Raw genomic sequence first — 18,045 nt, forward strand, 5'->3', positions numbered from 1 at the left:
GTCGTCGGTCGAGGACCGAGTACCCTCACCGGCACGCGCCGCCCGGAGACTTATGTCCTCAGCAGTCGATAACAGTTGTATGGGACTCTCGGACCTACTCACGTCGAAGCGATCGGGCCTCGTCAGCGCGGTTTCGATGCTGGTTGAGGCCGGGCTGGCGCTGTACCGTGGTGACAAGAAGATCGCGGCGCTCCTGTTGGGCGCGGCCGCGCTCGCGTACCGCTGGAGCTTCGTCGGGGCGATCGCTGAGATCCTCATCCGGGCGTACCAGCGGCTCCGATAGCCACACGCATCGCTCGTCCTCCAGTTGACCGATAGAACAGGGCTGATTCGTGACGACTCGGCGTTTACCGATCGTCAGTTCTACGCGCCGGCTTTCTCGATCGCGGTTTCGAGTTCGTCGCGCTGAGTCACGCCGATGAACCGCTCGACCACGCCATCGTCGTTCTCGATCACGAGCGTCGGCAGCGAGCGTACCTGGTACTCGTTGGCGACCTCCTGATCGGCTTCGACGTCGATCTTCTCGAACTCGACGTCACCGTTCAGATCCTCTTCCATCTCCTCGAGGATCGGGTCCTGTGTCTTGCAGGGGCCACACCAGTCCGCGTAAAAGTCTTTCAACCGAACAGTCATGCGTTCCCGCTAAGGTAGGCGTGCCGCGCGCATAAGCGTTTCCCACCCGTGCGTTCCGGTCGCCCTCGCGTCCGTCCACACCACCCGAGCACGCCGCGGCACACGACGAAAGGCTTAGGCCCGCGGCTCGCGGAGGAGAGATATGAGCAGCGGCGAGAACTCCGGCGGACTGATGTCGAGTGCGGGTCTGGTCAGGTACTTCGACGCCGAGGACCGGAACGCCATCCGAGTCGATCCGAAGACCATCGTTGCGTTCGGCGTGGCGTTCGGCGTCCTGATCCTCGTGCTGAACGTGCTGTAACGCGGCACCGTCCTTTCTGCCTTCCACACCTCTCCATGACTCTCACAGCCGGCGTGATCGCGGTCCAGGGCGACTTTCGGGAGCACGCTGCCGCCATCGAGCGCGCGGCGCGCGCCCACGGCGAGCGCGTCGAAACGGTCGAGATCCACACCGCGGGCACTGTTCCGAAGTGTGACCTCCTCCTGCTCCCCGGCGGCGAGTCCACTGCCATCTCGGCGCACCTCCATCGCGAGGGGATCGCGGCGGAGATCGAGGCCCACGTCGCGGCCGGCAAACCCCTCCTTGCGACATGTGCGGGGCTGATCGTCGCCGCCGCCGATGCGGGCGACGACCGGGTCGACACGCTGGGGTTGATCGACGTCACCGTGGATCGCAACGCCTTCGGCCGCCAGCGCGACAGCTTCGAAACCCATCTCGACGTCACAGGATTGAACGAACCGTTCCCGGCGGTGTTCATTCGAGCACCACAAGTCGCGTCGGTCGGCGACGCGGACGTGCTCGCGTCGTTCGACGGTCATCCCGTCGCGGTCCGTGATGGACCGGTTGTCGGGACCGCGTTCCACCCCGAGCTCACCGACGACGCCCGCATCCACGGCCTCGCCTTCTTCGAGACCGTCACGGTTTGAGCGAAATCGCGCGACCGGCGACAGCCGCCTACCGCTCGGGCGGTGCTATCCTACCGCCGGCAGTGACAGACTTTTCATCGCGCGCCACGTCGAAGAGCTATGCACGCCCACATCGACGCGGTCCGTGTCGCGGGCACGCCCTCCGGGCCGGTCCCCGTCGTGCTCCTCGCGAGCGACGGCGAGCCCGACCTCTTGCCGATCTTCATCGGGTTCAACGAGGCGACCGCGATCGCCCGTGGTCTCGACGCGATCGATATCGGCCGGCCGCTGACCCACGATCTCCTGCTCGACGTGGTCGAGGAATTGGGTGGTCGGGTCGACCGCGTGGTGGTCGACGCGATCGAGGAGAGCGACGAGGGCGGCGGGACCTACACCGCGAACCTCCACCTCGACACGCCGCGCGCGGACGCCGTGATCGACGCCCGGCCGAGCGACTCGCTCGCGCTCGCCGCGCGGACCGGTGCCGACATCGAGGTCGATCCGGGCGTGTTCGACGAGGGCGGTCGACCGCGCGAGACCTTCGAGGAGCTCCAGGACATCCGCGAGGTGGACGAGCTGTGAGCGACGATCGCACTGCCACTGACACGAAACCGGCCGAAGAACCTGTGCTCGACGAGCTGTTCGCGGTCATCGAAGAACGCCGAGACACCCTCCCCGAGGGATCGTACACGGCGTCGCTGTTCACCCACGAGAAGGGTGAGAACGCCGTGCTCGAAAAGCTGGGTGAGGAGAGTACGGAGCTCGTGCTCGCGGCGAAGGACGACAACCAAGAAGAGCTTCTCCATGAGAGCGCCGACATCGTCTATCATCTGCTCGTGTTGCTCGCGATGAAGGATGCGGACGTCGCGGATCTGCGCGCGGAACTGCGCGAACGGCGGTAGCCCCGCTCAGAGGAGTCCGGCGATTGCCCCGCCGATCGCACTTTCGAGCCCCGAAACGATCGCGACGACCAGCCCGACGAGGAGCGCGCCGCCGCCGAGCAGCCCGCCGAGCGGGCCACCGGCGAGGCCGGCACCGATCGTGATCGCGATACCGAGGACGATTGCGAGCACGATCCCGCCGATCGACCCCGCGAGGAAACCGTGCCACGCGCCGTTCCCGATGCCGCCACCGGCGATGTAGCCCGCGACGAACCCCGAAATGATTCCGGCGACGAGCGGGCCGATCCCGATCGGCGCACCGACGATCCCGAGCACGATGTGAACGAGAAATCCGATCCCGACCGCACGCCAGTTCGTCATATGGGGAGTAGTCGGTGTCGTGGTATATCTGTGTCGGCGACAGTGAGTGCGGGCAATGAGATCCTACCTCGGCCGCTCGCCGCCGACTGACGCGTTTTTACGTTCGTACGTGCTATCGCCGGCCATGATTTTCGAGGATCTGCCGACGACGCCCACCGCGGAGGAGCTGATCGACCGGGCGTTCTCGCGGGCGACGCGGGCGGGTCGGGCGAAATCCGGGCTTGAGGCCCAGCAGTCGATGCTCCAGACCGCGGCGAACGTGCTTTCGGACAATCTGGAACACGTCGTGACGAGCTGGCCGGATTTCGACACCGTCGAGCCCTTTTACTACGAGCTCGCCGACTCGCTCGTCGATGTCGATGCCGTTCGACAGAGCCTCTCGACAGTCGGGTGGGCGAGCCAGAAGACCGACGAGATCAAAAACGAGTATCAGGGCCGGCTTCGCGGCGACACCGAAACCGCGCGCAAGCACAGAAAGCAGGCGTTTGCCCGGCTCGCGGACGTGGTGGAGGACGTCGCCGACGATCTCGATCGCCTCGGCGAGGCGCGCAACGATCTCCGCGCGCTCCCCGACATCCGCCCCGACGAGCCCACGATCGTGGTCGCGGGCTTTCCGAACGTCGGCAAGTCCTCCTTTGTCAATCACGTTACGAACGCCCGCCACGAGATCGCGTCGTACCCCTTTACTACTACCCGAGTCGGCGTTGGCCACCTCACCCGCGACCACATCCGCTACCAGCTCGTCGACACTCCGGGACTACTCGATCGCGACTCGGGCAAACGCAACGACATCGAGCTCCAGGCCGAGAGCGCGCTCACTCATGCTGCTGACTGCGTGCTCGTGTTCGTCGACGCGAGCGAAGCGTGTGGCTATCCGCTTACCGACCAGCACGCGCTCGAAACCGCCGTCCGCGAGCGCTTCGACGTGCCGGTGCTCACGGTGTGCTCGAAGGCCGACCGCTCGCGCGATCTCGACGCCGATCACTACCTGAGCGTCGAGGAAAGCGAGGGGATCGAGGAGCTGATCGACGCGGCGGTCGACGCGATCGGCTACGAACCCGACCTGCCCTGACGACGGCCCCAACCGCGACGTTTTCACCGCCAGCCGCCGAACTGCCGCCATGCACTTCGATCAGCGTACCCAGCGCGCGCTCGCCGACGCGGGGCTCTCGACCGACGAGGTTCGTGCGGCGAGCGAGGCGGTCGTCGCGGCCACGAACGACGCTGCCGACGAGCTGGAGACCTTTTTCGACGGTCTCGATACGGTCTACTCCGACATGGACCAGGCCCACAGCGCAAGCGAGTTCCCCGAGCACGGCGTGGAGTATCTCGATCTGTTCACCCACGCCGACGACATTCGGGGCTATCTCAGGTTTGGGACGTGGGGCGTCCCGGTCGAAGGTGGGCGCGTGCTCACCGAGGACGTGGTCGAACTCTCGCTTGGGCCCACGATCCACGATCGGGTGCGCTTCGCGGCCGATCGCGACGCGCTGCGGTAACCTGACCACCCGCTCCGCTACCGCTTTTTCGACTCGTCGTTCTGGCGGAGATATCGCCACGCTGCGAGTCCGACGCCGCCGACTGCCGCGGGTACGCCGAACCCTGGTCCTGCACCAGCGCTCTCCCCGTTAGTGGTTTCGTTGCTCGCTGTTTCGGCCCCGTCTGCCGAACCAGTCGTCGCTGGCGCGGAGCCGTTCGCGGTCGCTGCGTTGCGGTCCGTCGTCGCTTCGGTGGTCGATTCCGGTACCGGGCCGGCGCGGTCGGGGAACGTGTAGAGATGTGCCTGGGGAAGCTCGCCGTACTGGTTCCAGCTACAGCCCACGAAGAACTCCCCGGGGACCGCGAGCACGGTCGCCCAGAAGCTCGTGTCCTCGGTCCGTCGCCAGGTGGCGATCTCCTCGGGATTCGCGGGATCGCTCACGTCGTGGATCTTCACGCCGCCGCGGTACCACGACGAGTAGAGCCGGCCGTCGGCGAGATCGAAGTTGTGGGCGGTGGTCCAGAGTCCGCCGTAGCTCGGGGCCGGCGTCGGTGGGGCGTCGATCGTGGCGAGCTCTTCGGGATTCTGCGGCGATTCGATGTCCCAGAGCGTGATCCCGCCCGGTCCGCCCTCGCCCTCGACGGCCCACGACTCGACCCCGACACCCATGACGGCGGCGTCCTCGTCGACGGTCACGTAGTGTGAGTTGCCCGGCGGGACGAGCTGTGCGCGCCGGAGCGCCTCGCCCGAGAGCGACGCGAGTTCGTCGGGCGCGAGCCCCCCGATTCTGGTGATCGCGGTCGGATTCGACGGGTCGCGCACGTCGACCAGCCACGTGCCGGCGTCCCAGTGGGCGATGTAGGCTATTCCGTCCTGTACCCAGATGTCGTGGACCGTCGCGGGAAACAGAGGAATCCCTCCCCAGTTCGGCTCGTCGAGGATCGACCACCGGCCGACGCGCTCGGGCTCGTCGTTCGCGATGTCGACGATCGTCATGCCCACCGTTTCGCCGTCGAACTGCGAGAGGTACGCCCGCCCATCCGTGAGAAAGGCGTTGTGGATGGCGTAGTCGGTCTCGTGGACCGCGACTCGCTTCGGGCTTGCGGGATCACTCACGTCGTAGAGCACCATCGCGTTGAGCCCCGCACCCGGGTTCGCCGGACCGACCACGATCAATCGGTCGCCATCGAGTTTGGCGTCGCGGATGTCCGTGAGGGGGCCGTTCTCGCGGTCGGCGAGCAGGCCTCGGCGGTCGGCGAGCACTCGCGGATTTTTCGGATCGCTCAGATCGACGACGCCGAACCCGGTCGTGGCGGCGAGAAAGGCCGTCCGGCCATCGTCGCCCACGACGACTTCGGTCGCGCCGTCGAGCGGGACGCGCCCGAGCGGTTCGTACGCCGACTGTGCGATCGAGCGCCGGGTGACGGCCGGCAGCGCGAGCGTCCCGGCCGCAGCGCACAGTAGATCCCGGCGTCGCATACGCGGTCTTCGGTCCAAAACGGGTATGGGTTGTGGTTCCGGCGACCCGCCGACTTCTCTCGAATCCGGAGAGGGCTTTTGTTCGTCCCGGCGGTACTGTGGCTCGCATGGGGAAGATTGCCATCGACGAGGCGGCAGGGAGCGAGATGGGCGACGCCGATCGACGCAGTCTGTCGGAGCCACTCGACACCGCGGACCTCGCCATGAATCACTACGCGCTGGGGCCCGGCGAGGCGTTCTCGGGCGGGCTCCACGCACATCTCGATCAAGAGGAGGTGTTCTACGTTCAGGAAGGGACCGCGACGTTCGAAACCAAGTCCGAGGCCACTGCCGACAGCGATCTCGTCGAGGTGACTGCCGGCGAGACGATTCGGTTCGCGCCCGGTGAGTTCCAGCAGGGCCGCAACGAGAGCGACGAGCCCGTGGCCGCACTGGCGCTCGGGGCACCGAAGGAGTCGACGGAAGGGCGCGTGCCTCAGCCCTGTCCCGAGTGTGGCGAAAGCGACGTGCTCGCGATCACGATGACCGACGACGGAATGGGGCTCGAATGCCCCGAGTGCGGCGCGGCGATCGACGCCGACATCTGAGCCACACCGATCGACCCCGCTGTTGTTCTCACCCGCGGTGATCGGCCGGATCACCCGTCCCGCCGGTGAGCGCGCTCGCGAGCGCGCCCCGAACCACGACGTCGTCGCCGAACTCGGTGAGTCGGACCTCGGGGACGTTGGTCATCACGAGATCGTCGAGCCGGTCGCGGATCGGATCGACCACGAGTTCCTCGTTGTTGAGCGCGACCGCCCCACCGACCGAGATCACGAGCGGCGCGTAGGCGTGGACCACGCCCGCCACGCCCATCGCGTTCCACTCCGCGAGGCGGTCGACGACCCGTTCGGCGAACGCGTCCTCGCGGGCGTGGGCGAACACGTCGACGGCGTCGAACCCTTCCTCGTCGATCGGGAGGGCGGTCGCGGGTCGGTCGGCGTCGTTCCAGAGCAACCGCGCGTACGCCGGGATGTTCGCCCCCGAGCAGTACGCTTCCCAGTGACCGTCGTGGCCGCAGCCACAGGTCAGCCGTCCCTCGGGATCGACGGCGTAGTGGCCGACCTCGCCCGCGTTGCTGTCCCACCCTTTGAGGACGGAGCCGTCGACGGTGACGCCAGCCCCGATTCCGCTCGAAATCGTGAGGTAGACCATGTCGTCGGGGTTGCGCTCGGCGTGATACCGCTCGCCGATCACCCCCGCGGCGACGTCCTTGTGGAGGTGGACTCGATCCGAGTTCACGAGGTTCGCGATCGGCCCGGTGAGCGGGACGGTGTCGACCGCGATGTTCGTTGGCTCGACGATTCCCTCGGTGGGGTCGAGCCGGCCGGCGGCGGCCACCCCGACCGCCTCGATCGCCCCCGGGGACGCGTCCGCCGCCAGACACGCCTCGCGGAGACAGTCGAGTATCGCGTCGGTGACCGGGAGCCCCGTAGAGAGATCGGGTGGGACCGGCCGCTTGTCGCTGCCGCGGATCTCGCCGTCAGCGTCGGCGACGACCGCGCGGACGTTCGTCCCCCCGAGATCGACGCCGGCGTACCTCGCCATACGTCGGCAACGCCGCTCCTCGTCTTAACTCATCGGCATTGGGCTCGCACCGGCGGATGGAAGCCCCCTGGGGACGAACGTGGCCACATGATCGATCCCGATCTCGCCGGTCGAACGGCGCTCGTCACCGGCAGTGCGAAAGGCGTCGGCCGCGAACTCCTGCTCGCGCTCGCCGACTGCGGTGCGTCGGTCGCCGTCCACTACAACACCAGCGCCGACGCCGCGAGCAAGGTGGCCGACCGCGCCCGCGAGCACGGCGTCGACGTCACGACCGTCCAGGCCGACGTGACCGACCCCGACGCCGTCGACGACCTCTTTTCCGCCGTCGAGAACGATCTAGGGAGCGTGGACGTGCTCGTGAACAACGTGGGTGCGTTCGCGCCGACCCACTGGGAAGAGATCGACTTCGAGACGTGGAACCGGGTACTCGAAACCAATCTGAACGGGACCTATCTCTGTTCGAAGCGCGCGCTGGATGGAATGCGCGCGGCCGAGTGGGGCCGGATCGTCAACGTCGGCTACGCGAGCGCCGACCGACTGCTCGTCAGCCCGCAGAACTTCCCCTATTTCGTGGCGAAGGCGGGCGTGCTGATGTTCACTCGGATGCTCGCTGCCGACACCCAGGACGAGGGAATCACGGTGAACGCGGTCTCGCCGTATGTGGTCGAAAACTCCGACGTATTTCCGGACAGCCTGCCTCGTGGGCGATCGGCATCGTTCGAGGACATGTGCCAGGCGATGCTGTTCTTTCTCGAAGACGACAGCGACTACCTGAGCGGCCAGAACGTCGCTGTCGACGGTGGGTGGCGGCCCGAGCGGGTCTAACTAGTTCCCCTCGATCGCGTCGATCACCATCGCGGCCGCGACGATGGCTTCCTTCGGGACGTCGCTCGCGTCGTCGATTCGGACGACGTACTCGTCTTTCAGCGAGAGCTTGCCCTCGATACTTCCGACGTGATCGCCGTCGGCATCGGTGATCTCGTATTTATGAGGGAGGATCGAGAAGACGTCGCTGAAGTACCGAAGTGCCTCGACGAGCGTGCTCTGTGAGGTGATCTCGGCGATGACCGACTCTGTATCCGGGTCTCGGAGCTTCCACCGATCGGTGAGCAGCGTGTAGTTCTCGTCGAGAACGACCACCGGCTCGCCGGTCGCGTCGTCGGTGAGGGTGTAGTTGCCCGCGACGTCGAGGATCCCGCCGGCTTTCACGGTGAAGACGGGATCGCCGTCCGGCCCTACGAACGGGAACTCCTCTTTCATCTTCAGCATCTTCTGTTTGCCCTGAAGCACGAGCTCCCCTGCCGAGTCGTACGCCCGGTACTTGTTCCGAAACAGCGACTGAACCACCCGGTACTCGTCGCCGGTCAGCTCGATCCCCACGAGGGAGTCGGTGCTCACCATACGCTCGCCTCGGCGACGACCATCAAATACGTATCGGAGGGGCTTCATCCGATCCGTTCGTGAACGGGGCAGTCGCTGTGATTCGGGCCGCGACCGACAAGGTTTCACCGTCCGCGCCCCCACCGAAACCAATGAGTAAGGACGTCATCGAGGTCCGCGGCGCGGAGGAACACAACCTGAAAGACCTCGACGTCACCATCCCACGCGAGGCGTTCACGGTCGTCACTGGCCTCTCGGGCTCGGGCAAATCCTCGCTCGCCTTCGAGACCGTCTACGCCGAAGGCCAGCGCCGATACATCGAGAGCCTCTCGGCCTACGCCCGGAACTTCCTCGGTCAGATGGACAAGCCCCAGGTCGAGAACGTCGAGGGACTCTCGCCGGCGATCTCGATCGACCAGAAAAACGCCGCCAACAACCCCCGCTCGACGGTTGGCACAGTCACGGAACTCCACGACTACCTCCGACTGCTCTACGCTCGCATCGGCACGCCGCATTGTCCGGAGTGTGGCCGCGAGGTCGGCGAACAGTCCGCCCAGCAGATGGTCCGGCGGATTTTAGAACTTCCCGAGGGGACCAGAGCGAAGATCGCCGCACCGGTCGTCCGCGACCAGAAGGGAGCCTTCGAGGACCTGTTCGACGAGCTCGTGAGCGAGGGGTACTCCCGCGTCGAAGTCGACGGCGAGACGTTCGACCTCGCGACCGATCGACCGGATCTCGACGAGAACTACGATCACACCGTCGACGTGGTGGTCGACCGGGTGAAAGTGAGCGAGGACGCCCGCTCGCGGATCACCGACAGCGTCGAAACCGCCCTCGAAGAGGCCGAGGGCGTGCTCAAAGTGTTCCTGCCCGACCCGCCCGCCGAGGTCGACATCGGTGGGTCGACGGCGCGAGCGACCGGCGACCTTGCGGGGGAGACCGACGAGCGGTCGGTCGTCGAGTTCTCCGAGGCGCTCGCGTGTACCCACTGCGGGATCGACATCTCCGAGATCGAGACTCGGTCCTTTTCGTTCAATAGTCCGCACGGTGCGTGTCCCGAATGCGAGGGCATCGGCGAGGCCAAGGAGGTTGACGAGGAGCTCGTGATTCAGAACCCCGAAAAACCGCTTCGCGAGGTGTTCGAGCCGTGGAGCTACTCCCGATCGTACTACCAGACGCGACTCGATGCCGTCGCGGCCCACTTCGGACTCTCGCTCGATACGCCGTTCGCCGATCTGGATTCCGACATTCAGGAAGCGTTTCTGTATGGTACGTCCGAGCAGGTGGTCTTCGAACGGCGGACGAAAAACGGCACCCGGCGGAAGGAAAAACGGTTCGAGGGCGTGATCCCCAACCTCGAACGCCGCCACGTCGAGACCGAGAGCTCGGGCACGCGCGACCACATCGAGAAGTTCATGGCGACCACGACGTGTCCGGCCTGTGACGGGACCCGGATCAAGCCCGAGAGCCGCGCCGTTTTGATCGACGACACGCCGATCACCGCAGTCAATCGGCTGTCGATCGGCGATGCGCTCGCGCACTTCGAGGGGATGGAGACCGACATGACCGAGCGTGAGCGAACCATCGCCGAGGAGATCCTGAAGGAGATCCGCGCCCGGCTCGGGTTCATGTGCGAGGTCGGGCTCGAATATCTCACGCTCGATCGCCAGGCGGCCACCCTCTCGGGCGGCGAAAGCCAGCGCATCCGGCTCGCCACCCAGATCGGTTCCGGACTCGTCGGGGTGCTTTACGTGCTCGACGAGCCCTCGATCGGACTCCACCAGCGCGACAACGACCGACTCCTGAACACCTTGGCGGAGCTCCGCGACCTCGGCAACACCCTGCTCGTCGTCGAACACGACGAGGAGACGATGCGCCGGGCCGACGAGGTCATCGACATGGGGCCTGGTCCCGGCAAGCGCGGCGGCGAGGTCGTCGCCCAGGGACCCGTCGAGGAGATCAAACGCGCCGAGAGATCGATCACGGGCGACTATCTCAGCGGTCGGAAGGCGATCCCGGTGCCCGAGGAACGACGCGATCCCGACGACGAACTCGTGATCCGGGGCGCGCGCCAGCACAACCTCGACGATCTCGACGTGTCGATCCCGTTGGGTTGTTTCACCGCGATCACCGGCGTATCGGGCTCCGGAAAGTCGACGCTCATGCACGACGTGCTCTACAAGGGGCTCGTGCGCGAGATGAACGACAACCGCTCCGTCGATCCTGGCGAGCACGATGCGATCGAGTACGACGGGATCGAAACTGTCAGGTTGATCGATCAGTCGCCGATCGGCCGGACGCCGCGCTCGAACCCCGCGACTTATACTGGGGTGTTCGATTACGTCCGCAAGCGCTTCGCCGAGACCAAACTCGCCAAACAGCGTGGCTACGAGAAGGGCCGTTTCTCGTTCAACGTCAAAGGCGGCCGGTGTGAGGCCTGCGGCGGCCAGGGCACGGTCAAGATCGAGATGAACTTCCTCTCCGATGTTCACGTGCCCTGTGAGGAGTGTGGTGGCGCGCGCTACAACGATGAGACCCTCGACGTGACGTTCAAGGGGAAAACCATCGCGGACGTGCTCGACATGTCGATCGAGGAGGCCTACGACTTCTTCGAGGCCGACACCAGGCTCGAACGCCGGCTCCAGCTTCTCCGGGACGTCGGACTGGGGTACATGCGACTCGGTCAGCCCTCGACCACCCTCTCCGGGGGCGAGGCCCAGCGCGTCAAACTCGCCGAGGAGTTGGGAAAGAAACAGACCGGCGACACGCTCTATCTGCTCGACGAGCCCACGACAGGGCTGCATTCGGCCGACGAGCGCAAGCTCATCGACGTGCTCCAACGCCTCACCGACAACGGCAACACCGTTGTCGTGGTCGAACACGAACTCGACCTCGTGAAGAACGCCGATCACGTGATCGACCTCGGCCCCGAGGGCGGCGAACACGGGGGCGAGATCGTAGCGGCGGATACGCCCGAGGCGCTGACTGGTGTCGAGGACTCCCACACTGGGCGATACCTCCGAGATCTGCTGCCTGGCGTCGACCTGGAGGGGCCGCGAGCGGAACGCCGCGTCGGGGCCGCTGGCGACGACTGACGTTCCCCTTGCGGCACGTCCCGTCGTCGATCACTCCTCGACGAGCCGCGCCACGGCGTCGTAGACATCGCTCCGGTCCAGCGCGGAGCGCACGAGCAGCTGGCCGCCGATGCTCGCCGGGCTGATGACGGTGTCGGCCCCCGCGCGTTCGAGCTTCGGAACGTTCTCACGGTCGGTGGCGGCCGCGACGATGTACACCTCGCTGTTCAGATCCCGCGCCGTCAGCACCGCGAGTGCGTCCTGGGCGTCGTCGTCGGTCGCGACCACGACCGCCCGCGCGTCGTCGATGCGGGCGCGCCGGAGGGTCTCCTCGTCGCTCGGATCGGCGGTGAGAACGTCGACGTCTCGGTCGGCTAGCGTCGACGCCCGCTCGGAATCGGGTGTGATGACGAGGAACTCGGCGGCATCCGTGAGCTCCGCGACCACGGGTTCGGTGAGATCGCCGTAGCCGAGCACCAGCACGTGGTCTTCGAGGAGTTCGAGTTGGCTCCCGGTCATGCGCCCGAGCGCCCGCGAAAAGCGCGCCTCGATCGCGGGGCCCAGCAGCGTCCCGAGCGCGAGCGCGAAACTGCTGGCTCCGAGGAGCACGACCGAGATGCCGAACAGCCGCGCGGCCTGACTCGTCGGCACCGCATCGCCGTAACCGACCGTGCTCGCGGTCGCGATCGCGTAGTAGAACGCATCGATCGGGGTATCGATGGTGGTGAACTCGTCACGGAGCGTGTACGCGCCCACCGTCCCATAAACCTGTGTGGCGACGAGCGCGGCCCCGGCCGCCAGCTGTGATGTCGAAACCGAAAGCTCCCGGTCGAACCGTGTGGCGTTCACGAGCACCACTGGGAACGTCACGATCGAGAGCACGACGAGCGGCACCGACAGCGAACTCGACTGGAGCAGTCCCTGGAGCGCACCCATCGGGAGGAGGATGGTCGTCGCGTACCACGCGACTCGCAGCCGCCGCCGGAGCCCGAGCGCGCTCACGACGAGTAGAAAGCCGGTGAGCGATCCGGTGAAACCGGCGGTTCGCTGTATCCACTCCGGAACGAACTGCCCGAGCGGGCCGACGACGCTCCGCGCACCGATGTTCGCGACCCCGGTCGCTACCGACAGCGCGGCGACGGTCGCGGCGAGGAGGACCGTGAGCCGGCCGCCGTGACGCTGCCAGTACGAACGAACCCACGTGCTGTCCACTCGCGTTGCTACCAGTCCACACCGATAAAACTGGACCGATGCCGCGCCGTGGTCCCGCCCCTCCCATCCGCTCGTTCGTCGATTCGTGGACACCAGAACCGCGACGTTCGAGCCGTCAGACTCGCCAGTACGAAGGGGAGAACACGATGAGAACCGAGAGGATCTCGAGGCGACCGATCCACATCAACAGCGCCATGTAGACCTTCGCGGCCGACGAGAACGGTAGGAAGTTGTTCATCGGGCCCACGACGCCGACGCCCGGCCCGACGTTGCCAAGCGTCGCGATCGCCGCGCTCACCGTCTCGATACCGGAGAGCTCGAGGCCGGTCAGGTGGCTGTCGATGTAGAGGACGATCGTGGAGGCCACGAAGATCACGATGAAGAGCATCACGAACACGAACACGCTCCGGATCGTGTCCTCGTCGGTGGTTCCCGAGGGGAGCTCGATCGGCCGCACCGCCTCGGGGTGGATCGAAGTGAAAAGTTCTCTAGCCATCGCTTTCTGCACGAGATACCACCGGATGATCTTGATCGAGCCCGCCGCGGAGCCGGCCGACCCCCCCAGAAACATCGCGAACAGGAGCACGACCTGGCTCGACTGGTCCCACGTGTTGAAGTCCATGCTCGCGTAGCCCGTGGTGGTCACGATCGCGGCGGTCTGGAAGAGCGCCTGGCGCACCGAGTGCTCGACGTCGCCGGGGATCGTCGCGACGCCCGAAGGGATCTCGTCGAGGCCGACGCCGGCGAACAGCAGGACGGCGAGGAGGCCGCCGACGACACCCATCGCGAGGAGGTACGACCGGAACTCGACGTTGCGAAACAGCCGTCCGGGCTCGCCACGCATGGCGTACCAGAAGAGTGCGAAGTTGGTGCCGGCGACAATCATGAAGACGATCACCGCCCACTGGATCGCCGGCGAGAACGCCTCGACACTCCGCGCTTGCGGCGAGAACCCGCCCGTGGGAAGCGTCGTCAGGGCGTGGGCGACCGCACCATAAAAGTCCATCTCGGGAGCCACGCCGGCGAGGTGAAGTGCGTAGTACACCGCGACCGCGAGCGCCGTGAACCCGACGTAGATGCCCCAGAGCGCCCGAGCGGTGTCCTGGATCCGCGGGGTGAGCTTCTGGATCGAGAGACCGGGCGCTTCCTCGCCGATGACCTGTGCGCCACCGACCGAGAGTTCAGGGAGGATGGCGACCATGAGCACCAGGATTCCCATGCCGCCGATCCACTGAGTGAGCTGTCGCCACAGCAGGATCGACCGGGAGTGCTGTTCGAAGGAAATCTCCGCGAGGACGGTCGATCCCGTCGTGGTGAACCCGCTCATGCTCTCGAAGAAAGCGTTCGCCGGCTGGGCGATCGTGCCCTGGCCCGCGAGCAGGTACGGGAGCATCCCGACCAGCGGAACGACTAGCCACGTGAGACTCACGACGAGGAACGCCTCGCGGTGGCCGAGCTGGGCGTCCGATCGGAGGCGATCGAGAACGACACCCAGCCCGCCCATCGCCGCGATCGTCACGAGAAACGGGACCGGGTCCTCGCCGTAGTAGAGCGCGGCCGCCGCCGGTACGAGCGGCGCGAGCGCCATGTACTTGAGCACCAGCCCGACGAACCCAAGACTCGACTTGTAATCGATGTAGACGTCGAAATCCAGGTTGAGGGCGTCCGTCACCGCACTCAGCCGGTCGGCACTCATGCGACTGTCTGGGTGCCCGTCCGACAAATAAGGGCCTCGATACACGAACCGAGTACCGCCTGGCGGCGAGCGTGTCGACGCTCCTTCCCCGGAGCGTCGCCATCGATTTATGGGACACTCGACACGATACGACGAGCCGCCAACCGAGCTCTTCGGACACGGCTCATCACGACATCGACGGCGCACGCCGAGTACGTCGGCGAACACGCGACCGTCAACCTCGATCGTCCCACTGCCAAACGGCGTGCTGGAGGCCACGACGTTCGGCCGGTCACGAAATCCGAGACGACCGCACGAGTGCCGGCGGCTGCAGGCCGACCGTTTACGGGAGTGCTCTCGAACGTTATCATGGCTTTATGATGGCGGCCGGTACGCAACAGTAGACAACAGTGTGGAGAACGATACTGCCTCGGAGCTATGAGCATGGTCGGTAACGAAAGCACGAAATGAGTTCGGAGAAGCCACAAGGACCGCTCGAACGGGAACTCCGCCGGCTCTCGTCGGTGAGTTCTCTCGGCGATCTCACCCAGCGCCAGCGAACCGTTCTCACCTTCTTCGCCATACTCGCCGCCATCATCGGCGTCTACACGGTGCTCTACAACGTCGGGATGCGGCGGCTGGAAGGCGACGACTACACCCTTTTCCGTTCGTTTCAGACCGTCATCAACACGATGACGACCACCGGCTACGGAGGGGACTCGCCGTGGCAGACGCCGATCATGAACGTGTTCGTGGTCTGGATGCAGCTTTCGGGCGTCGTCATCGGGTTCGTCACGCTACGAATCCTCATCATTCCGCTGTTCGAGCGCGCACCGGTGGTGCTCGACGAACAACTCACCGAGAAGAGCGATCACGTCGTCGTCTGTGAGTACGGTCGTGGACGGGACGTTCTCCTCGACGAGTTCGAACGCATCGGCATCGAGTACGTGCTCGTGGATTCGGACAAAGAGGAGGCCATTGGCCTGTCGAACCGGGGGTACGCGGTTATCGACGGTGACCCGACCGATGTCGAGACGCTGGAGCGCGCATCGATCGAGGACGCTTCGCTCGTGATCTCGGATGCGGGCGACCGGAACACGAGCGTTGCGCTGACTGCGCACCAATGCAACGAGGACGTGCGAGTGGTGTGTCTCACCGACACGCCGGACCGCCGGGAGGCACTCGAACGGGCCGGTGTCGATCGCGTCGTCTGCCCGCCGTCGCTCATCGGTCGACAGTTGGCCGAGAAAGCGTCGACGGATTTCGATCTCTCGGGATCGACGGACGTGCTCGGCGAGAACACCGTCGTCCGAGAGGTCGTCGTGCGGCGTGATGGGCCCCTTCACGACACGCCAGTCGGTGCGACGCCGATCGTCGAAGACCCTCGGCTTACGCTCGTCGCCGCGTGGATCGACGGCGAACTGCGGATCCCGCCCGGCCCGAACGACCGGCTGACGCCGAACGCAGTCCTCGTGGTCGTCGGGGACGCCGAATCCTTCGAGGGGATTCGTGGCGGGACCGCGAACGTGCAGTCCACTGTGACCCACGCGGACGTCATCGTCGCTGGCGTCGGTGTGGCAGGCGAGGCGGCGATCGGACAGCTCCCCGAACGCGCCGACCCAACGACGATCGACGTCCGTGACGATCCCGCGACGGACGTCGTCGGCGACGCCAGCACGCCGGACGTTCTCGAACGGGCCGGCATCGGTGAGGCGACCGCGCTCCTCCTCACCATCGACAACGACGATGCTGCACTGCTCGCCACGGCAGTCGCACGATCGCTCACCGACACTATCGAGATCCTGGTGCGAGTGACTGACGCCGAAAGCGTCCCGAAAGCGTTCGGAGCGGGCGCTGATTACGCGCTCTCCGAACAGCGCACGACCGCACGAACGCTGGCTGCCGACGTCTTCGGCGAGTCAGTGATCAATCCCGTCGGACAGATACGGATCATCCGCACCCCCGCCACACCTTTCGTCGGGCGAACGCTCAGCAGCTCCGAAGAAGACTCCGATCGAGGCTGGGTTCTCCTCGGCGTCGAACGGAACGGGACGTTCCGAACGGACGATTCCGTCGAGATCACGACCAACGATTCGGTCGTCGTCGCCGGAACTGACGCTGCGATCCAAAATTTCGAACGACGAACCGATAGCGCCCGCTGACGGTCCCGACGAACTCGGAGCGGACCGTCGACGATCCGTGTTCGACTGGACGGGACGAACGTTTTCACCCATCGTCGCGTAGCCCTCGCCATGCCCACGATCCACGCCGCGATGCGGAACGGGCTGCTCGTCGCCGTGCGTGACGACGTTGCGGAGCACGACGGCGCGACGACCGATGGAGTGGTGTCCGACGGCGCGGTGCCCGGCGACGCCTGGCGAACGACGCGTCGCCTCGCCGAACACGATCTCGAATGCGTCGCGGTCCATCCCGCATCCCCCGACCGCGTGTTCGTCAGCACGTTCGACGCCGGGCTCCATCGGAGCGAGGACGGCGGAGAGAGCTTCGAACGCGTCGGCCAGGGCACCATCGGCGAGCACGTGATGTCGCTCGCGGTCGATCCCGAGAGTCCGGAGACGGTCTGGGCTGGGACCGAACCGAGCGCGGTCTATCGTTCGACCGACGGCGGCGTGTCGTGGGAACACCGCGAGGGACTCACCGACCTGCCGTCGTCTTCGGAGTGGTCGTTCCCGCCGCGGCCCGACACTCACCACGTCCGGTGGATCGAACCCGATCCCCACGATTCGGGCCATCTCTACGTCGGGATCGAAGCGGGCGCGTTGATCGAGACCCACGACGCCGGCGAGACGTGGGAAGACCGCGTCGAGACCGCGCGCGTCGACAACCATTCTTTGACTACGCATCCCGACGCACCCGAGCGTGCGTGGTCGGCGGCGGGCGACGGCTACGCCGAGACCCACGACGCCGGCGAGACGTGGGTCCACCCCCAAGAGGGGCTCGACCACCGCTACTGCTGGAGCGTCGCGGTCGACCCTGCCGATCCCGACACCGTCCTCCTCTCGTCCGCGAGCGGTCCCCGATCGGCGCACAACACAGACACCGCCGAGAGCTACGTCTACCGCAAGCGCGGCGACAGTCCGACGGCGACCGGCGGCGGCGTGTCGTGGGAGCGCCTCGACGACCGCGGCCTCCCGACCGGCGAGGGCGTCGTCCGAGCAGTGCTCGCGCCGGGTGCTGCGGCGGGCGAGTTTTACGCGGTCAACAACCGTGGTCTCTTTTTCACGACCGATGCCGGCGATTCGTGGACACGACTCGGCGTCGAGTGGCCCGCGGCGTTCGAGTCACAGACGCCGCGCGGTCTCGCCGTGCTCGCTTGATCCGGCAGCGAATGGCCCC

General features: G+C 66.2%; 19 protein-coding genes. 12 read left to right on the plus strand and 7 right to left on the minus strand.

What is annotated here, in order from left to right:
* Positions 1-79: 79 nt before the first annotated feature.
* Positions 80-283, plus strand: coding sequence for a hypothetical protein (locus C450_RS12495; protein WP_005043902.1), 204 nt, complete (start codon positions 80-82; stop codon positions 281-283).
* Between the two features lie 80 nt (positions 284-363).
* Here the strand turns inward: C450_RS12495 and trxA are convergent, their stop codons facing one another.
* Positions 364-633, minus strand: a complete 270-nt coding sequence (gene trxA, locus C450_RS12500) for a thioredoxin (protein ID WP_005043905.1) — start codon at positions 631-633, stop codon at positions 364-366.
* A 142-nt stretch (positions 634-775) separates the two neighbouring features.
* On the opposite strand from trxA, the gene C450_RS12505 reads away from it, so the two are divergent.
* The 4 genes from C450_RS12505 (at position 776) to hisE (ending at position 2,441) form a co-directional block, all read left to right on the plus strand.
* Positions 776-934 carry a preprotein translocase subunit Sec61beta gene (locus C450_RS12505; RefSeq protein WP_005043906.1) on the plus strand — a complete coding sequence of 53 codons (159 nt, stop codon included), beginning with the start codon at positions 776-778 and terminating at the stop codon, positions 932-934.
* Between the two features lie 35 nt (positions 935-969).
* A complete protein-coding gene (gene pdxT, locus C450_RS12510; protein ID WP_005043908.1) occupies positions 970-1,560 on the plus strand; it encodes a pyridoxal 5'-phosphate synthase glutaminase subunit PdxT in 591 nt (196 codons plus the stop codon).
* A 99-nt stretch (positions 1,561-1,659) separates the two neighbouring features.
* Entirely contained in the window at positions 1,660-2,121 is a 462-nt protein-coding gene (locus C450_RS12515) for a bifunctional nuclease family protein (RefSeq protein WP_005043911.1), read from the plus strand.
* Entirely contained in the window at positions 2,118-2,441 is a 324-nt protein-coding gene (gene hisE, locus C450_RS12520; protein ID WP_005043913.1) for a phosphoribosyl-ATP diphosphatase, read from the plus strand. The genes C450_RS12515 and hisE overlap by 4 nt, the downstream gene beginning before the upstream one ends.
* A gap of 6 nt (positions 2,442-2,447) precedes the next feature.
* Here the strand turns inward: hisE and C450_RS12525 are convergent, their stop codons facing one another.
* Positions 2,448-2,801, minus strand: coding sequence for a DUF5518 domain-containing protein (locus C450_RS12525; RefSeq protein WP_005043916.1), 354 nt, complete (start codon positions 2,799-2,801; stop codon positions 2,448-2,450).
* Positions 2,802-2,925: 124 nt separating this feature from the next.
* Here C450_RS12525 and C450_RS12530 point away from each other — a divergent pair, with 124 nt between their 5' ends.
* Together C450_RS12530 and C450_RS12535 are read left to right on the plus strand one after the other, a co-directional pair.
* Positions 2,926-3,873: an NOG1 family protein gene (locus C450_RS12530; protein ID WP_005043919.1), complete on the plus strand. Its 948-nt coding sequence runs from the start codon at positions 2,926-2,928 to the stop codon at positions 3,871-3,873.
* Between the two features lie 49 nt (positions 3,874-3,922).
* Positions 3,923-4,300, plus strand: a complete 378-nt coding sequence (locus C450_RS12535) for a DUF7532 family protein (RefSeq protein ID WP_005043922.1) — start codon at positions 3,923-3,925, stop codon at positions 4,298-4,300.
* 17 nt (positions 4,301-4,317) lie between these two features.
* Here C450_RS12535 and C450_RS12540 read toward each other — a convergent pair whose 3' ends face one another.
* Entirely contained in the window at positions 4,318-5,760 is a 1,443-nt protein-coding gene (locus C450_RS12540) for an LVIVD repeat-containing protein (RefSeq protein ID WP_005043925.1), read from the minus strand.
* A 107-nt stretch (positions 5,761-5,867) separates the two neighbouring features.
* Between C450_RS12540 and C450_RS12545 the strand changes: the two genes are divergently transcribed.
* Positions 5,868-6,347, plus strand: coding sequence for a cupin domain-containing protein (locus tag C450_RS12545; protein ID WP_005043928.1), 480 nt, complete (start codon positions 5,868-5,870; stop codon positions 6,345-6,347).
* Between the two features lie 28 nt (positions 6,348-6,375).
* Here C450_RS12545 and C450_RS12550 read toward each other — a convergent pair whose 3' ends face one another.
* A complete protein-coding gene (locus C450_RS12550) occupies positions 6,376-7,347 on the minus strand; it encodes an ROK family protein (RefSeq protein ID WP_005043930.1) in 972 nt (323 codons plus the stop codon).
* An 87-nt stretch (positions 7,348-7,434) separates the two neighbouring features.
* Here C450_RS12550 and C450_RS12555 point away from each other — a divergent pair, with 87 nt between their 5' ends.
* Positions 7,435-8,172: an SDR family NAD(P)-dependent oxidoreductase gene (locus C450_RS12555; protein ID WP_005043932.1), complete on the plus strand. Its 738-nt coding sequence runs from the start codon at positions 7,435-7,437 to the stop codon at positions 8,170-8,172.
* Here the strand turns inward: C450_RS12555 and C450_RS12560 are convergent, their stop codons facing one another.
* Entirely contained in the window at positions 8,173-8,748 is a 576-nt protein-coding gene (locus C450_RS12560) for an LURP-one-related/scramblase family protein (protein WP_005043934.1), read from the minus strand.
* 131 nt (positions 8,749-8,879) lie between these two features.
* On the opposite strand from C450_RS12560, the gene uvrA reads away from it, so the two are divergent.
* Positions 8,880-11,822 carry an excinuclease ABC subunit UvrA gene (gene uvrA / locus C450_RS12565; protein WP_005043936.1) on the plus strand — a complete coding sequence of 981 codons (2,943 nt, stop codon included), beginning with the start codon at positions 8,880-8,882 and terminating at the stop codon, positions 11,820-11,822.
* Positions 11,823-11,852: 30 nt separating this feature from the next.
* Here uvrA and C450_RS12570 read toward each other — a convergent pair whose 3' ends face one another.
* Positions 11,853-13,013: an NAD-binding protein gene (locus C450_RS12570; protein WP_005043938.1), complete on the minus strand. Its 1,161-nt coding sequence runs from the start codon at positions 13,011-13,013 to the stop codon at positions 11,853-11,855.
* 115 nt (positions 13,014-13,128) lie between these two features.
* Positions 13,129-14,709, minus strand: coding sequence for a TrkH family potassium uptake protein (locus C450_RS12575; protein ID WP_005043942.1), 1,581 nt, complete (start codon positions 14,707-14,709; stop codon positions 13,129-13,131).
* A gap of 446 nt (positions 14,710-15,155) precedes the next feature.
* Between C450_RS12575 and C450_RS12580 the strand changes: the two genes are divergently transcribed.
* Both C450_RS12580 and C450_RS12585 read left to right on the plus strand, forming a co-directional pair.
* On the plus strand, positions 15,156-16,850 hold the full coding sequence (locus tag C450_RS12580) for a potassium channel family protein (RefSeq protein WP_005043944.1): 1,695 nt from the start codon (positions 15,156-15,158) through the stop codon (positions 16,848-16,850).
* 90 nt (positions 16,851-16,940) lie between these two features.
* Positions 16,941-18,026, plus strand: coding sequence for a WD40/YVTN/BNR-like repeat-containing protein (locus tag C450_RS12585; protein ID WP_005043946.1), 1,086 nt, complete (start codon positions 16,941-16,943; stop codon positions 18,024-18,026).
* The last annotated feature ends 19 nt before the right edge of the window (positions 18,027-18,045 follow it).

It is taken from the genome of Halococcus salifodinae DSM 8989 (assembly GCF_000336935.1).
Taxonomy (GTDB): domain Archaea; phylum Halobacteriota; class Halobacteria; order Halobacteriales; family Halococcaceae; genus Halococcus; species Halococcus salifodinae.

Excerpts from the sequence above, each read along its gene's own strand:
- C450_RS12550 (WP_005043930.1), bottom strand. The coding sequence starts at position 7,347 with ATGGCGAGGTACGCCGGCGTCGATCTCGGGGGGACGAACGTCCGCGCG.
- C450_RS12560 (WP_005043934.1), bottom strand. The coding sequence starts at position 8,748 with ATGGTGAGCACCGACTCCCTCGTGGGGATCGAGCTGACCGGCGACGAG.
- C450_RS12495 (WP_005043902.1), top strand. The coding sequence starts at position 80 with ATGGGACTCTCGGACCTACTCACGTCGAAGCGATCGGGCCTCGTCAGC.
- C450_RS12535 (WP_005043922.1), top strand. The coding sequence starts at position 3,923 with ATGCACTTCGATCAGCGTACCCAGCGCGCGCTCGCCGACGCGGGGCTC.
- C450_RS12525 (WP_005043916.1), bottom strand. The coding sequence starts at position 2,801 with ATGACGAACTGGCGTGCGGTCGGGATCGGATTTCTCGTTCACATCGTG.
- C450_RS12580 (WP_005043944.1), top strand. The coding sequence starts at position 15,156 with ATGAGTTCGGAGAAGCCACAAGGACCGCTCGAACGGGAACTCCGCCGG.
- C450_RS12575 (WP_005043942.1), bottom strand. The coding sequence starts at position 14,709 with ATGAGTGCCGACCGGCTGAGTGCGGTGACGGACGCCCTCAACCTGGAT.
- C450_RS12555 (WP_005043932.1), top strand. The coding sequence starts at position 7,435 with ATGATCGATCCCGATCTCGCCGGTCGAACGGCGCTCGTCACCGGCAGT.
- uvrA (WP_005043936.1), top strand. The coding sequence starts at position 8,880 with ATGAGTAAGGACGTCATCGAGGTCCGCGGCGCGGAGGAACACAACCTG.
- C450_RS12515 (WP_005043911.1), top strand. The coding sequence starts at position 1,660 with ATGCACGCCCACATCGACGCGGTCCGTGTCGCGGGCACGCCCTCCGGG.
- C450_RS12530 (WP_005043919.1), top strand. The coding sequence starts at position 2,926 with ATGATTTTCGAGGATCTGCCGACGACGCCCACCGCGGAGGAGCTGATC.
- C450_RS12545 (WP_005043928.1), top strand. The coding sequence starts at position 5,868 with ATGGGGAAGATTGCCATCGACGAGGCGGCAGGGAGCGAGATGGGCGAC.
- trxA (WP_005043905.1), bottom strand. The coding sequence starts at position 633 with ATGACTGTTCGGTTGAAAGACTTTTACGCGGACTGGTGTGGCCCCTGC.
- C450_RS12585 (WP_005043946.1), top strand. The coding sequence starts at position 16,941 with ATGCCCACGATCCACGCCGCGATGCGGAACGGGCTGCTCGTCGCCGTG.
- C450_RS12540 (WP_005043925.1), bottom strand. The coding sequence starts at position 5,760 with ATGCGACGCCGGGATCTACTGTGCGCTGCGGCCGGGACGCTCGCGCTG.
- C450_RS12505 (WP_005043906.1), top strand. The coding sequence starts at position 776 with ATGAGCAGCGGCGAGAACTCCGGCGGACTGATGTCGAGTGCGGGTCTG.
- pdxT (WP_005043908.1), top strand. The coding sequence starts at position 970 with ATGACTCTCACAGCCGGCGTGATCGCGGTCCAGGGCGACTTTCGGGAG.